Below are 14,640 nucleotides of genomic sequence, written 5' to 3'. Positions count from 1 at the left end.
CGTCGATTCATGCAACCGCGGCAAGCGGGGCAATGGGAACTGCCATCTGGTTGCCTTTGACAAGATCGGCGCCCTTCTCGCCGATCATCATTGCAGGACCGTTGGTGTTGCCACTGATCAGCACCGGCATGATTGAGGAGTCGATGACACGCAGCCCTTCGATGCCTCTCACCCGCAATTCGGGGTCGACGACGGCCATGTCGTCCACGCCCATCTTGCAGGTGCCGACGGGATGGTAGTCGCAGCATGCATATTGCCGGACATAGGCCATGATCTCGTCATCGGTTTGAGCTGACGGGCCGGGGAGCCGCTCAGCCTCGATGAACCTAGCGATCGCGGGCTGCGAAAGGACCTCGCGGATCAACCGCACTGAGTTCAGGGCCATGCCGCGGTCATAAGGATCTGCGAGGTAGTTGGGATCGATCAGCGGCTCCGCGACTGGATCGGCCGATCGAAGCCGGACCGACCCGACGCTTCTTGGCCGCAGAAATGTCGAGTTGATGGTAAAGCCTCGTGCGCCGGGAAGCCGCGTTTGCCCCCCACGCACCACGGTAGCAGGCGCGATGTGGACCTGCAGGTCGGGACGAGTGGCATTTTCCGTCTGGAAGAAACCGCCCCCTTCGACGATTACGGAAGCAGCTGGCCCGTTACGATAGAGCAGCCAGCGCATCCCGTGCAGCATCGACCGAGGAAAGCGATCGTGCCCATCGTAGCTGATAGGCTGCTTTAGTGTGACGTGCACGTTTGTACACAGGTGATCCTGGAGATTTCGGCCGACACCCTTCACGTCCGCGACCGGCGCTATGCCAAGCGCTTTCAATTCATCCGCGGGACCTAGCCCAGACAACAACAGAAGCCGGGGAGAATTGATCGCCCCGCTCGAAACGAGGATCTCCTGGTTCGCTCGTAGGATCTCGCGGCCCCCGTCGAGCTCCACGCCGACCGCCTTGCCGTTTTCGATGACGATGCGCGTCACCCGTGTACGAGTCCTGACGGTCAGGTTCCTGCGGGTGCGGGCGGGGCGCAAATAGGAGACAGCCGCTGAGCGCCGGCGGCCGTCCCGGCAAGTCACCTGATAGAATCCGGCGCCATACATGCTTTCGCCGTTGAAATCCGGGTTGAACGGCAGGCCATATTGCTGAGCGGCTCTCACGAAGGCTTTGGTCAGCGGATGCGGGCTGACCTGGTCGGAGACCCACAGCGGTCCGCCCTGTCCATGATACCTGTTGGATAGGCGATCGTTGTCCTCGGACTTCCGGAAGTAGGGCAGGACATCTTCGTAAGACCAACCCCGGTTTCCCAAGGAGGCCCAATTGTCATAGTCCTCTTTTTGGCACCGGATGTAGATCATTGCGTTGATCGAGCTTGATCCACCCAACGTTTTCCCCTGCGGGTACCACACCGAGCGGCCGTCAAGATTTTGCTGCGGAACAGTATGAAACCGCCAGTTCACGCCACGCCCGAACAGCTTGCCGATGCCCCCCGGAATATGGATCATGGGGTTCCAGTCCCGGCTACCCGCTTCGAGCAACAACACATTGGCGGCGGGGTCTTCGCTCAGTCGGTTGGCGAGCACGCAACCCGCCGAGCCTGCCCCGATCACGATATAGTCCCACATCATTTCCTCCCGGTTTTCCCGGTTCGTCAACGACCCATGAATACAGGCGGTCGCTTCTCCGCAAAGGCTCTCAACCCCTCCGTTCGGTCGTGGAGCCCGAACGCCTCGGTCGTCAGTTCATGCTCAAGTCGCAGGCCCTCGGGCAGGGCCATCCGGTCAGCGGCGAGGACAGCGCGCTTGGCGAAGGGCGCGACAGCAACCGAGTTCGCAGCGACCGCATTGGCGATTTCCAGAGCTCTCTGCACAAGGCGATTCGCAGGCACGACCTCGCTGATCATGCCCTTGTGCTCGGCAAGTTGCGCATCGATCGTCTGTCCCGTCAGGATCATCTGCATAGCAAAGGATTTGCCCACGAGCCGCGGCAGGCGTTGCGTGCCGCCATCGCCCGGAAAGGAACCGATCCTGATCTCCGGGAATGCAAAGGTCGCCGTTTCGGAGGCCAGGGCTATGTCGCATAGCAGGGCGAGTTCCAGTCCACCTCCGAACGCAAAACCGTTGATTGCCGCAAGCAGGGGCTTTGAAAAAGCCTCGACCGATCGCCATGATTCCAGCCGTTCGGGATCGGTATAGGAGGCAACGCCCCGAACGAGCATGTCTGCAATGTCTGCTCCCGCCGAAAAGGCTCGGCCGGCACCAGTCAAGACAACACATCCAAGTGTCGGATCGGCTTCGGCTTCGGTCAGACACGCCGCCAACTGGCCCAGAAGCTCCTTCGACAGCGCGTTGAGCTTGTCGGGCCGGTTGAGCGTGACAACCAGAACCCGCTCCTTTCGCTCCGCCAGAACGAGGCGGGTGATGGATTCACTCCGCTGCATACGCAAGTCCCGTCGTAACTGGAGTCATCGCTTTGCGGTTACCCTTCAGGAGGTCAGATGCCTTCTCCCCGATCATGATCGTGGGCGCGTTCGTGTTGCCCGATACCAGACGTGGCATGATCGACGCGTCGGCGACGCGTAGCCCATCCACCCCGCGCACTCTGAGTTCAGGATCAACGACGGCCAGGTCGTCCTCGCCCATCCGGCATGTGCCGACTGGATGATAACCGGAACGGCTTTCCCGGCGGACGTAGGTCTCGTAGTCGGCCCGATTTCGAACAGCAGGCCCGGGCATGAACTCGTTGGCGATGTACTTCGACATCGAAGGCCGGGCCATGATGTCCTGACCGATCCGCACTGACTCGACGGTATGATCGAGATCAAATTTTTCCGATAGGAAATTGGGATCGATGACCGGCGCCCTCGCGAGGTCGGCGCTTGCAAGCGAGACAGTGCCTCGCGAACGCGGCCGGACGAGGTAGGCATTCAGTGTACATCCATTCCCCGTTGACTGATCTCCCGTGACGGCTTCGATCCCGGTTCCGGCAAGGAAGTGAAACTGGATGTCGGTCGAGGGATCGTTCCCATCCGCCGGCCAGAAAGCCCCGCCCTCAACTACGGTCGCGCTGATCGGACCATTGCGGAATAGCGCATACTGCAGCCCGGCCCAGACCTGCCGATGGGCCTTCTTGTAGACGTCATAGCTCTCGATGCGGGTAACGTTGTACATCATGAAGATGTCCAGGTGGTCGTGGAAATTCTGCCCAACGCCGGGCAGGTCGACGACAGACCGGATGCCATGGGCGGAAAGGTGCTTCGCTGGTCCTATGCCGGACAGCATCAGCAGTTTGGGCGTGCTGATGGCCCCGGCTGTGAGCACGACCTCCCGCTCGGCCCGCGCAAAAAATGGCCGCTTGCCTGTCACGCCCTCGATCCCCACTGCGCGTCCGCCTTCGATCACGATGCGGCGGACGACACAGCCGGTCCGGACTTCGAGGTTGGGGCGCTTGCGCGCGGCTCCGAGATACGCGACTGCCGCGCTGCAGCGGCGACCATTGCGGTTGGTGACTTGATAGAGGCCTGTGCCGCGTTGGTCGTGGCCGTTGAAGTCCGCATTGTAGGGCATGCCGTATTCCTGGCACGCCTTGATGAAGGCCTTGGACAAGGGATGCGTATGGCGTTGGTCCGAGACACCCAGAGGCCCGTCCGTGCCATGGTAGGTGTCCGCGAAGCGTTCGTTTGCTTCGGCCCGCATGAAATAAGGCAGCACGTCCTGATAGGACCACCCCGGGCAACCGGACGCCTCCCAGTGGTCATAATCCGCCGCTACGCCCCGGATATAAACCTGCGCATTGATCGAACTGCCACCCCCAAGCACTCGCGCCTGGGTGTAGGGCGGCGTTATGCCATCCTGATGTACTTGCGATGACAGCGCGAAATCCCAGGTCAGGGGGCCCTTGGTCGTCTTGTAGTAGCAGACAGGCAGGTGGATGTAAGGGTTCCAGTCGCGGGCGCCGGCCTCCAGCAGCAGGACCTTGCAATCAGGATCCTCCGACAGGCGGGCGGCAACCGTGCAGCCGGATGATCCGCCGCCGACCACGATGTAGTCGTAGGTCGGGTCTTGTCTGCCTAGCGAACCCATTTCAGGATGTGCTCCCCCACACAGACAGTCTCGTTGTTCTGATTGGTGACTACAATGTCGGAGCGGGCGCGGCGGCGTTGCGCGTCGATTTCGCGAACCGTGTATCTGAGGGTGACCCTGTCGCCGATCCGGACGGGGAGGAGGAAGCGGATTCGGTCATAGCCAAGTGAGACCGGCGTTTCGGTCGCCCGCACATCCGGAACTCGCTCGACGATTTCCGTTGAGCAGGCCGACATGTAGGCCACGAGCAGCGCTCCATGGGCGATGCGCCCCCCATAAGGGGAACCCTCCATCTCGCCATCATTGACGTGATTTGGAGAGTGATCGCCGCTGACATCTGCGAAGGCTCTTACCGCGCTCTCGGTCACTTCGCGCTCGAGGACCACCTCATCGCCCGGATTGAGGTAGAATTGGCTCGCCGACGTCATGCCGCGTATCCATAGACTGTATTGCCGGTGATGCCAGCGGCGGACAGCATCTTGCCGATCCTGGTGATTTCCGCCGGAATAGGCTTCATCAATGGGGGCCTCACAACGGCACGCTCGAGCTTGCCGAGCAGCACCAGAGCCTCCTTCATGCGATTGTGCATATCGAGGAGCGGCGCATCGTAAAATGCGCGGACCATCGGGTAAATCCGGTCGTTGACGGCCTGCGCCTGCGTCAGGTCGCCGGACTGCACCGCGCGAAAGAGCGCGACCTGAAGGTCGGGAATGACGCTTCCAGCGCCTGAGAGTAGTCCGTCGCAGCCCAGCGCGAGCGACCCCAGAAGCCACGCGCTGTGTGTTGTCAATGTCCGGACAGGTTGGTCCAAGGCCTTGAGTTCGCGGATCTGCCGTTCGTGCTGGTTGCCGTCGCCGATCTGGTCCTTCACCGCGCGGATCGACGGGAAGCGGACACAGAGATCGATCAATGTGGACAGAGGATAGGAAAGATTGGAGATGAGCGGGTACTGGAACAGGATGATCGGGAGGTCTGAGGCTCCCGTGATGTGCTTCAGATGCTCGATCGACATTTCCGGGCGCAAATGTCCGCCAAGCGCCATAAAATCGGGTGGGAAGACGAGCAGGCCCTGTGCGCCTTCGGCCTGCGCGCGTGCCGCAAGACGCCCGGCCTCAAGGCTCGAATTCGAATAGATTCCGACGAGTGTGGCCACGCCCTGGCCAGCGAGCTCCTCGACCGTCACGGCGACGGCCCGATGCTGCTCCTCGATAGTCAGCGCGTGGACCTCAGCGGCATGGCCATTGATGGCGATAGCGTCGACGCCGTCGACCGCCGCGATATCGTTCAAGTGTCGCCGATACGCCCTCTCGTCGATCGCGAAATTGGGGTCGAATGGCATCAGACAGGCGGGGATCACCCCCTTCGGCTCGAATGCGATACTGGTCACTCTAATCTCCTTGCCTATGATCGAAGGGGCCGCGCAATCCGTGCGGCGGCCCCTTCCTCGATTTCAGAATCCTTTGCCGATCATGTCCTTGGCGTTCTCGGCGGTAATCGCGACGGATTCGAGGAGCACCTCTTCCGGGACGCTTTCTCCTTTCGCGATCTTGTAGGCATATTCGATGCCCTCCGGCGCCACATACGGATAGGTGAATGTCGCTGCCAGCTTGCCGGCGGCAACCGCGTCGATGGCGTTGTTCTGTCCGTCGATGCCGATCACCAGAACGTCCTTAAGACGTCCTGCGCCTTCGAGGATCTGGATGGCGCCAAGCGCCATTTCGTCATTGTGGGCATAGACGGCCTGGATCTCGCCTTCGCCAAAGCGCTGCACCATGTCCTCCATGAATTTGACCGCCTTGTCGCGCGTGTAGTCGCAATTTTGTGTCGCCACGATCTTGAGATCGGGGGTCTTGGCTAGTTCATCGACAAAGCCCTTGTTGCGGTCTGTCGTGGCCGATGCGCCAGCCGTGCCCTGAAGCTCGATGATGGCGCCCTTGTTGCCCAGCTTCTTTGCAAGGAAGGCCGCGGCTGCCGCGCCGATCGGGAGATTGAGCGCGCCGATGTGGCACGTCACCTTGGTGTTGACCTTACGATCCAGGGTCACCACGGCGATCCCGCTCTCCATGGCCTGCTTCACGATGGGTGTCAGTGCGTCGGCAGTGAGCGGCGACACAATCAGCACCTTCGGTCCCTGAGCGATCAGGTTCTCGATGTCGGACACCTGTTTGCCGGAATCGTTGTTGCCGTCGGTGATGACGAGTTCGACATCCTTCAGGTTCGCATCGGCATACGCCTTGTTGACGTTGGTCTGCGCAACACGCCAGGGATGGTTCAATGTACATTGGCTGAAGCCGATTTTGATCTTGTCGTCAGCGAATGCCCTTCTGCCAATTCCGATCAGTGGAATAGCGGCGGCGCTGGCCATGAGCGTCAGTGTTCTGCGGCGTGTAAGTTCCATTTCTACCTCCCAGTTTCCTCTGCCCCAGCGTCCTCGTCACCATTGTCGAGGCTCGCCGGACAAAGATGCCTATCTGCCCTTCCGGTGACGCATGACCTCGAAGCCAACGGCTGCGAGGATGATCGCACCTTTGACGATTTGCTGCGTGAAGGGCGAAATGCCGAGCAAATTGAGGATGTTGGCCATCAGGGCGATGATCGCGGCGCCGATCACGGTCCCGACCACGCCGCCTTCTCCGCCGAACAGGCTGGTGCCGCCGATCACCACGATCGATATCGCTTCGAGTTCCAGGTTCGTCCCGGCGGTCGGCTCACCGACGGTGAGCCGGGAAACGAAGATGAGTGCCGTCAAGGACGAGAGCAGGCCGGATATGACATAGACGCTCATCAGCACGCGGGGGACATTTATGCCCGCGAGGCGCGCGGCCTCGGCATTCGAGCCCACTGCGTAGACCTGGCGGCCGAAAGCAGTGTGACGCAGCACAAAATACGCTACTGCGACGATCGCCACGAAGATCCAGATCGGGACCGGGATTCCCAGCAGGAACCCGCCACCAAGAAAATGGAATCCATCTGCGGCCGAGCCGAGGCTCTTGGGCTGACCGTCGGCGATCGTCATGGCGATGCCTCTGCCCATCACCAGCGTTCCGAGTGTCATGATGAAGGGCGGCATGCCCAGGACGACCACACCAACGCCGTTGAAGATGCCGAACAAAACGCCGATAGCGAGTGCTGCGAGGACAACGATTGGGATCGACACGCCGGCGGCCAGCATCATTGCTGCGCTCACGGATGTCACCCCGACGATCGAGCCGACGGAAAGGTCAATGCCACGTGTCAGGATGACGAAAGTCATTCCGACGCTGACGATGCCGAACAGGGCAACCTGACGACCGACGTTGAGCAGATTGCCGGTTTGCAGAAAGCTGGGGGAGAGATAGATCGCGACCCCGCAGAGAATCAGCAGCACCCACAAGAGCCCGATGCCTTGTGCCCAGGAGCGCATCCTGCGGGAAATGCCCGCCACTGAACCCGGGGCAACGTCTCGCGCCGTGATTTCCATGTTCTTCCTCCCTTAGATAACCGCGCGCGCATGTGCCTGATGCTTCAACAGCCAAGTGACGCCATCGGCCAATCCTCCCTGGTCGCAGGAAGGGCCGACGAATCCGGAGAGGCGCTTGACGGCGGTCAGGGCGTTGGCCACGGTCACGGCAACGCCCGCCCACTCCAGCATCTCGATGTCGTTCTCGGCGTCGCCAGCAGCTGCGCACTGCGCTCGCGTGATGTTCAACCGAGTTGCCAGGGTCTCGAGCGCAGATCGTTTCGAGACTTGGAGCGGTCCGATCTCCAGCAGCCGTGTGTGCGAGGAGGCGACTGAAAGCTCGGAGCCCAGGCGCTCCCGCAATCGTTGAAAGCCCGATAAGTCGCCGGGATTGGCTGCGACGCACATGATCTTGCCTGGCTTGTCAGGCAGGTCGGCAGGATTGGCTACGACGTGGAGCGCTTCACGGGTGATCTCCGCTTCGCGGCGGATGCTCTCAGTGATTTCCAGTACGTAAATCCCTGACGTCGTAAACCACATGGGGTTCACGCCCTCAGTCTTGGCCTCGATCATCGCCGCAAGCGCGGCGGCCCTCTCAATCGGTGCCTGGAAAATTGACGCCCCAGTCGCGACGTTGCCGATCCAACCACCGTTGAAGCAGATCGCAAGGTCTGTGACGCCCAGGCCCTCCGCATACGGCCTCAGCGCTGCCGGCGACCGGGCACTGGCCAGCACGACCGCCACGCCGGCACCACGAAGAGAGCGCAGGGCTGCAGACACGCGAGCCGGAAGAGCATAATCGTGGGTCAAAAGCGTCCGGTCGACGTCGGTGACAAAGAGGCGCAGATCGGGCATCGCCAAGTCCTCAACTGCCAAATATCGGGGTGCGGGGACCTGTGTGAATGAGCAGGGTCTTGAGCTGCGTGAACTCCTCAAAACCCGCCTGGCCCATTTCGTACCCGAAGCCCGATCCCTTCACCCCGGCAAGCGGTAGCTGCGGGGCGCCATCAATCACCGTGTTTGCCTGGACAAGGCCACTTCTCAGCTGCTTTGCTACGGTCATGACCGTGTTGATGTTCCTGGACCAGACGTAATTTGCCAGGCCATAGATCGTATCGTTCGCAAGCCGAATTGCGTCTGCGACGGAGTCAAAACGGGTGACGCTCAGTACCGGTCCGAAGATCTCCTCGCGGAAGATCGTCATCCTCGGATCGACGCGATCGAAGATCGTGGCTTCGTGAAAATGCCCGCCAGTCCCGGCTGCAATGCCGCCGCCGAGCACGAGTTCGGCCCCTTCATCGATGCCGGACTTTACGAAAGCGGCGACCTTCGCCAGATGCTGGTCATCGATGAGCGCCCCGACGTCTGTGGCCTCGTCGAATGGATCGCCGACTTTCACGCGAGAGGAGCGATCGACGACCTTCTTGACGAATTCGTCGGCAATGCTGGACTGAACGAAAAGCCTCGATCCGGAAATGCAGCATTCGCCATTGTTGAAGAACACGCCCATCAGCGCGCCGTCTATAGCCGCGTCGAGGTCTGCATCCTCAAAGACGATGTTTGCGGATTTGCCCCCAAGCTCAACTGAGGACTTAACGAGATTGCGCCCCGTATTCGAGACAACACGATGGCCAGTGCGCGTCGATCCGGTGAAGGAGACAAAATCGATCCCGGGATGTGAGGTGAGGTGGTCGCCTATCGCGGCGCCTTGTCCGCTGACCACGTTGAAGACCCCGGCGGGCACGCCGGCCTCGAAGGCCAATGCCGCCATCTCGAACGCACTGCCGGAGGTGAACTCGGCTGGCTTCAGCACCACGGTGCAGCCGGCCGCCAGTGCAAACGGGGCTTTCTGGGCCACGATCAAAGCCGGAAAGTTCCACGGTGTGATCAACGCGACAACCCCGGCGGGCTCTCGCATGATCATCGCAGTCTTGTTTTCCCCGAGATTGGTATAGGCCGACCCTGACATCTGCAGTGCGAGCGATGCCGCGTAGCGTATAAGGCCGATCGCGCCGTCAATGTCGCCACGCGCGAAGCGGATAGGCTTGCCGACCTCCTCGACCTCGATACGAACGAGACGGTCTTTGTTTTCCCGAAGACGGTCCGCCCAGGCGTGCAGGATATTTGCGCGATCCATGCCGCTCATTCGCGGCCACGGACCTTCGTCGAATGCAGTGCGTGCCGCCTCAATCGCAAGGTCGATGTCGCCGGTGGTTCCCCTGGCGTAGCGTGCAACTGTTTGTCCGTTGGCGGGAGACACGCGCTCAATGGAGTCCGTGCCGACGCCGTCAACGTAGCGGCCGCCAATGAAATGCTTGTAGTCTCGTATGCTCATCTGCTTTTCCTTCAATGCCAGACCGCGTGGGACATGATCTGTTCTTCGGTGGCGCCGGGACCTTCGAGAATGGCCGCCACGCAGCCTTGGCGCATCACAAGTATCCGGTGGCAAAGACCGAGGATTTCCGGCAGTTCGGACGAGACCATCACCACGCTGCTTCCGCGCGTCGCCGTGAGTTCGACCAGCAGGTCATAGATTTCTCGTTTGGCGGCGACGTCGACTCCGCGCGTCGGCTCGTCGACGAGCAGGATTTCATTGCCGGCGTGCAACTGGCGCGCGATGCCGCACTTCTGCTGATTGCCGCCCGAAAGAGTGCGCACCTTGGTTCCCGCTGCGGGCGTCTTTATCCGCATCTGACGGATAAACCGGGAAACCACCGAGTTCTCGCTACTTGGACGGATCAGGCCCCGCCAGCTAACCAGTCCAAGCTTTGAGACGGTAATGTTGAAGCCGACAGACTGGTCGAGGAACAGACCTTCTGTCTTTCGGTCCTCGGGGAGCAGTCCAATTCCGACAGCGAGGCCCTTTTGGGGCGTGTCGATTGAGACCGCCTTGCCATCGACCTCGACGGAGCCGGCATCGATACGATCGGCACCGGCGATGGCACGCAAGACCTCCGTGCGCCCAGATCCCGCGAGCCCGCAAACACCGAGTATTTCGCCACGGCGGACATCGAACGAGATGTTGTCGAGAATACCATCGCGCGTCAGGTTGCTGACCCGCAGCCTGATTTCGCTCCCAGGTTCGACACGTTTCGGAAAGACATCCTTCAACTCACGTCCAACCATGTGCCGGATGAGTTCGCCCGTATTCGTCGAGGCGATCGGCGTTGATGCCACGACCTCGCCGTCGCGCATGACGGTGACGTCATCGCAGATCTCGAACAATTCCTTCAGGCGATGGGTGATGTAGATGAACGAGACGCCATGCTCACGGCTCAGACGCCGAATTATGTTGAACAGATGCGCAAGCTCGGAATCACCAAGCACGGCTGACGGCTCGTCGAGAACGATGATCCGTGCGTCGCGTGCGATCGCCTTTGCAATCTCGACCATCTGGCGCTGGGCCACGCTGATTTGGTCAATGCGGGCTTCAGGACTTACGTCGAAGCCAAGTCGACCGAGCACTTCCCGGGCACCCTCTCTGACGCCTGGCCAATCGACGGTCCCCAGTTTGGTTTTCGTGAGGCGACCTAGGAAAATGTTTTCGGCGACTGTCAGGTGAGGCGCCTGGGCGAGTTCCTGATAGATCACGGCTATGCCGAGGCGCAGCATGGCGTCGGGGGTAGGGGACGGCACCACCTTTCCGTCAACCACCACCTCGCCCTCATCCGCGATGTAGGCCCCCGAGAGAACCCGCATCAGCGTTGACTTGCCCGCCCCATTTTCCCCGATGACACCATGGACGCCGCCGTGGCTGACGGTGAAGCTGACGTCTTTCAGCGCATTAACCCCGGGGAATCTTTTGTGAATGCGCCGCATCTCAAGGACCAGCGCGGGAGCCGCCTTTTGTTTTGAGAAATCGTTTTCTCGTTGAGGTGAAAAAGGAGCTTTCGTCATAGCCGATGAATCTGCATACCGCCGCCGATGTGGTAGATGTCGCCAGTGCTGAAAGGTATCGCGCCGACCGCAAGCGCGGCCACGCCGCGTGCTATGTCCTCAGGTTGCCCCCAGCGCCGTATCGCGGAAAGCCCGCCACCTTCGACCTGGCTCGTGTAGCGCTCATAGACGTCGGCCGTCATGTCGGTCTGGATGAGGCCCGGACGCACCTCATGAACGCAGATCCCGGCGTCTGCCAAGCGAAGTGCGAACTGTTGAGAGGCCATCGACAGGCCGGCCTTTGAGATGCAGTAGGGTCCTTTTTCCGGCGAGACCAGACCAGCGTTGGCCGAAGTGATCGTGATGATCGTCCTGTCATGCCGGCCAGCCGACCGTGCCAGCATGGCTTTGGCTACCGCCTGCGTGAGGAAGAAGGTCCCCCGCAGGTTGACGTTGAGCAACCTGTCGAAACTCTCCTCCGTGACATCGAGGAGATCGCCACGGACGGCGACCTGAATCCCGGCGTTGTTGACCAGGCAAGTCACCGCGCCGAGCTCGGCTTCGACACGGGATATGAAATCAGAATTCCCTTCGGTCTGAGTGATATCGCGCTTGTAGAAGGAAACCTTGCAACCAGTCGTTCTTAGGAGATCGACAGTCACATGGCTGCTCTCGTCGTCGACAGCGTCGACAACGGCGAGGTCGAAACAAGCCGAGGCGAGTTCACGGCAGATCGCGCGGCCAATGCCCCTGCGCCCGCCGGTCACGATTGCGACGCCCCGGTCTCCTGGCTCACGACCCTTGGGGGAAATCGAATGCTGTGAGGATTTTACCAGCATTATGAGGCTTGCCTTGCGGTCAGAGTTTCACCACGCGACGCAACGACGGCTTTGGACCGCAACAGTTGTTCGATTTCAGCCTGCTGGTAGTCGAGTTCAGCGAGGATCTCGCGGGTATGTTCACCAATCTCAAGTGCAAGCACGCGAAGCTCAGGAACCTTGCCGTCGTACCGGTTTGGGTGGTTGACCAGGTGAATGGTGCGGCCTCGCACGGAAACCTGCCTGAACACCTCCGAATGAACCAATTGCGGATCAGACAGCAGTTCGTCGTAATACTGGATTGGCGCCGACCAGATCCCGTGTTCCTGGAAGCGGTGATCGAGTTCGGCCACAGACAGTTTCGCAGTCACACTGTTCAGCCGCTGTGCATATTCGTCGCGGTCGCCGAGCCTGTCTATATCTACGGACTCGCGGAGACTTTCGCTCTCGAGCGCTTCGGCCAATGTTGCCGGGTCGCAGAGCGAGATCACGACGTGACCGTCGCTCGCCTTGTAAACCCCATAAGGTGCCGCGTGAAACCAAGTCGCAAGGTTCTCCTCACGATCAAGAACCTTTCGCGTAAAGTTGCCGGCCAAGAAGTTCACCAGTGCCTCGCCTTGAAGATCGATGCCGGAATTCAGCAGACTAGCCTCTACCCGCGTTCCCTTTCCGTCCCGGAGACGGCGCACAAGAGCCCCTAGTATGCCCATTGCGAGGAGAGCGCCGCCATGTTGGTCGATAATTGCCGCGCCAACAGGCGTTGGACCCTGCTTCGGTGCGCCAGTCACTCCGATCAGTCCCGACCGGGCCTGGATCAGCAGGTCTTGACCAGGCTTATTCGCCATGGGCCCGGTCGAACCAAATCCGCTTGCGGACGCGAAGATCAAGTTTGGGTTGAGAGCGTCGAGGGCGGCGGTATCGAAGCCCAATTTGGCAAAGACGCCCGGTCGAAAGTTCTCCATCACCACGTCGGCGCTGGCGATCAGGCGACGAGCAACGTCCTTGCCCTCTGGTGTCTTGAGGTCGACGCCAATCGAGCGCTTATTCCGGTTTGCGCACAAATAGAAGCCACTGATTCCCTCGACGAACACATCGGCGCCAGACCAATGCCGTTCATGGGCTCCATAGATTGGCTCAACCTTGATAACGTCGGCGCCCATGTCGGCGAGATACTGTGCGCCCGCGGGCCCCTGCAGGAAATGGCAGAAACTTACGATCTTTATGCCGTTAAGCAGCATCTTCGCTCCCTCTGGCCTTCTGAGAACGGCCTTGAGAAATCGTTTTCTTGAAATTACCTCCTTGTGTCAAGTGACTTATGCACAGAAAAGCAAGAAAACCGGTGCTAAGCTACGAAAAATGAGCTATCAGAAAACGGTTTCTCAAGGCAGCGGTGGAAGCAGGCATGGACAACGAGGAAGGCGCAAAGCTCATCGACGTCGCCAAATTGGCGGAGTGTTCGCCGGCCACCGTTTCCCGCGTCCTTAACGGCAATCCCACTGTCAATAGGAGCGTGCGCGAACGAGTCATTCGTGCCGCAGCGGAACTGCGCTATGTGCCAAACGGGTCGGCGCGGGCGCTGCGTTCAACACGTACACGGTTGGTTGGAGCCATCATTCCAACCCTCGATCATGCGATCTACGCAACCATGGTCGACGCCCTTCAGGCGCGGCTGGCGGAGAAGGGCGTCTCCCTTATCCTGAATACATCGACCTATGATATCGACCTGGAATACGAACAGGCAAAGCTCCTCGTTGAAAGGGGGGCGGAGGCAGTATTGTTGGTCGGCGCCGAGCACCGCCCGCAAACGCTGGCCATGCTCGAACAAAAGCGCGTCGCCTACGTTTTTACTTACACTTCTACCGCGACCGATGCGGGCGCCGCGGTCGGCTTCGACAATGAAAAGGCTGGGCGCGCCGCGGCGCGTTATCTCCTCGATCTCGGTCACACAAGGCTCGGAATGATTGCCGGCATCACCCAGGACAATGATCGGGCCAGGGGTAGACGGGACGGCTTCCTGCGGGAACTGGCCAAGGCGGATATCGACGCTGCTTCGGTTCCTGTGGCCGAAGGCGCCTACAAGATAGAGAACGGCCGTAGCTCGATGAAGATGCTGATGGCCTCTTCGCCACGTCCGACCGCGGTGTTCTGCGGCAGCGACATCCTCGCCGCGGGCGCGATCAAATATTGCGTTGAAGCGGGCCTCGCTGTTCCAAAGGACATCTCGATCATAGGCTTTGACAACCTCGAAATCGCGGTGCTTACCGCGCCTGAGCTGACGACGCTGGAGGTCCCGGCGCGGGACATGGGCCGCCTTGCGGCTGACTACATTCTCGCATCACCGCTGCAACGCCGACACCTGAGAGAGCGTGAGCTTCCTATCAGCCTGGTCGTGCGGGGGAGCACGGGACCTGGTCGCGCGAACTAGGCTCTCC

13 protein-coding genes are annotated in these 14,640 nt (G+C 60.5%); 1 reads left to right on the top strand and 12 read right to left on the bottom strand.

The window, feature by feature from the left end:
* Nucleotides 1-7: 7 nt before the first annotated feature.
* The 12 genes from BQ8794_RS20900 to BQ8794_RS20845 all read right to left on the bottom strand — a co-directional run bounded on the left by BQ8794_RS20900 (nt 8) and on the right by BQ8794_RS20845 (nt 13,446).
* Nucleotides 8-1,618, bottom strand: a complete 1,611-nt coding sequence (locus tag BQ8794_RS20900) for a GMC family oxidoreductase (protein WP_077380595.1) — start codon at nt 1,616-1,618, stop codon at nt 8-10.
* Between the two features lie 26 nt (nt 1,619-1,644).
* Nucleotides 1,645-2,433, bottom strand: coding sequence for an enoyl-CoA hydratase/isomerase family protein (locus tag BQ8794_RS20895; protein ID WP_077380578.1), 789 nt, complete (start codon nt 2,431-2,433; stop codon nt 1,645-1,647).
* Entirely contained in the window at nt 2,420-4,075 is a 1,656-nt protein-coding gene (locus BQ8794_RS20890; RefSeq protein WP_077380577.1) for a GMC family oxidoreductase, read from the bottom strand. Before BQ8794_RS20890 ends, BQ8794_RS20895 begins: the two co-directional genes overlap by 14 nt.
* On the bottom strand, nt 4,063-4,503 hold the full coding sequence (locus tag BQ8794_RS20885; RefSeq protein WP_077380576.1) for a MaoC family dehydratase: 441 nt from the start codon (nt 4,501-4,503) through the stop codon (nt 4,063-4,065). Before BQ8794_RS20885 ends, BQ8794_RS20890 begins: the two co-directional genes overlap by 13 nt.
* A complete protein-coding gene (locus BQ8794_RS20880) occupies nt 4,500-5,462 on the bottom strand; it encodes a dihydrodipicolinate synthase family protein (RefSeq protein ID WP_244555050.1) in 963 nt (320 codons plus the stop codon). The genes BQ8794_RS20885 and BQ8794_RS20880 overlap by 4 nt, the downstream gene beginning before the upstream one ends.
* A 63-nt stretch (nt 5,463-5,525) precedes the next feature.
* Nucleotides 5,526-6,473: a substrate-binding domain-containing protein gene (locus tag BQ8794_RS20875; RefSeq protein ID WP_095521360.1), complete on the bottom strand. Its 948-nt coding sequence runs from the start codon at nt 6,471-6,473 to the stop codon at nt 5,526-5,528.
* Nucleotides 6,474-6,542: 69 nt separating this feature from the next.
* Nucleotides 6,543-7,535, bottom strand: coding sequence for an ABC transporter permease (locus BQ8794_RS20870; RefSeq protein WP_143744636.1), 993 nt, complete (start codon nt 7,533-7,535; stop codon nt 6,543-6,545).
* Between the two features lie 12 nt (nt 7,536-7,547).
* Nucleotides 7,548-8,369: a Cof-type HAD-IIB family hydrolase gene (locus tag BQ8794_RS20865; RefSeq protein WP_077380573.1), complete on the bottom strand. Its 822-nt coding sequence runs from the start codon at nt 8,367-8,369 to the stop codon at nt 7,548-7,550.
* A gap of 10 nt (nt 8,370-8,379) precedes the next feature.
* The gene (locus BQ8794_RS20860; protein WP_077380593.1) at nt 8,380-9,849 is read right to left on the bottom strand and encodes an aldehyde dehydrogenase family protein; all 1,470 of its coding nucleotides are present in this window, start codon (nt 9,847-9,849) and stop codon (nt 8,380-8,382) included.
* An 11-nt stretch (nt 9,850-9,860) separates the two neighbouring features.
* Entirely contained in the window at nt 9,861-11,333 is a 1,473-nt protein-coding gene (locus tag BQ8794_RS20855) for a sugar ABC transporter ATP-binding protein (RefSeq protein WP_174654496.1), read from the bottom strand.
* A gap of 74 nt (nt 11,334-11,407) precedes the next feature.
* Entirely contained in the window at nt 11,408-12,229 is an 822-nt protein-coding gene (locus tag BQ8794_RS20850; RefSeq protein ID WP_077380571.1) for a 3-ketoacyl-ACP reductase, read from the bottom strand.
* Nucleotides 12,229-13,446: a CaiB/BaiF CoA transferase family protein gene (locus BQ8794_RS20845; protein WP_244555048.1), complete on the bottom strand. Its 1,218-nt coding sequence runs from the start codon at nt 13,444-13,446 to the stop codon at nt 12,229-12,231. Before BQ8794_RS20845 ends, BQ8794_RS20850 begins: the two co-directional genes overlap by 1 nt.
* A gap of 164 nt (nt 13,447-13,610) precedes the next feature.
* On the opposite strand from BQ8794_RS20845, the gene BQ8794_RS20840 reads away from it, so the two are divergent.
* Complete coding sequence (locus BQ8794_RS20840; RefSeq protein ID WP_077380570.1) at nt 13,611-14,633, top strand: LacI family DNA-binding transcriptional regulator; 1,023 nt, start codon at nt 13,611-13,613, stop codon at nt 14,631-14,633.
* Nucleotides 14,634-14,640 lie beyond the last annotated feature (7 nt).

This window comes from Mesorhizobium prunaredense, from assembly GCF_900156895.1.
GTDB classification, from domain to species: domain Bacteria; phylum Pseudomonadota; class Alphaproteobacteria; order Rhizobiales; family Rhizobiaceae; genus Mesorhizobium; species Mesorhizobium prunaredense.
This window is presented reverse-complemented; position numbering and strand designations above follow the sequence as displayed.

Bases quoted from the DNA above. Each gene is read 5' to 3' on its own strand.
- BQ8794_RS20900 (WP_077380595.1), bottom strand. From the start codon at position 1,618: ATGTGGGACTATATCGTGATCGGGGCAGGCTCGGCGGGTTGCGTGCTC.
- BQ8794_RS20895 (WP_077380578.1), bottom strand. From the start codon at position 2,433: ATGCAGCGGAGTGAATCCATCACCCGCCTCGTTCTGGCGGAGCGAAAG.
- BQ8794_RS20840 (WP_077380570.1), top strand. From the start codon at position 13,611: ATGGACAACGAGGAAGGCGCAAAGCTCATCGACGTCGCCAAATTGGCG.
- BQ8794_RS20890 (WP_077380577.1), bottom strand. From the start codon at position 4,075: ATGGGTTCGCTAGGCAGACAAGACCCGACCTACGACTACATCGTGGTC.
- BQ8794_RS20885 (WP_077380576.1), bottom strand. From the start codon at position 4,503: ATGACGTCGGCGAGCCAATTCTACCTCAATCCGGGCGATGAGGTGGTC.
- BQ8794_RS20875 (WP_095521360.1), bottom strand. From the start codon at position 6,473: ATGGAACTTACACGCCGCAGAACACTGACGCTCATGGCCAGCGCCGCC.
- BQ8794_RS20860 (WP_077380593.1), bottom strand. From the start codon at position 9,849: ATGAGCATACGAGACTACAAGCATTTCATTGGCGGCCGCTACGTTGAC.
- BQ8794_RS20850 (WP_077380571.1), bottom strand. From the start codon at position 12,229: ATGCTGGTAAAATCCTCACAGCATTCGATTTCCCCCAAGGGTCGTGAG.
- BQ8794_RS20870 (WP_143744636.1), bottom strand. From the start codon at position 7,535: ATGGAAATCACGGCGCGAGACGTTGCCCCGGGTTCAGTGGCGGGCATT.
- BQ8794_RS20865 (WP_077380573.1), bottom strand. From the start codon at position 8,369: ATGCCCGATCTGCGCCTCTTTGTCACCGACGTCGACCGGACGCTTTTG.
- BQ8794_RS20855 (WP_174654496.1), bottom strand. From the start codon at position 11,333: ATGCGGCGCATTCACAAAAGATTCCCCGGGGTTAATGCGCTGAAAGAC.
- BQ8794_RS20845 (WP_244555048.1), bottom strand. From the start codon at position 13,446: ATGCTGCTTAACGGCATAAAGATCGTAAGTTTCTGCCATTTCCTGCAG.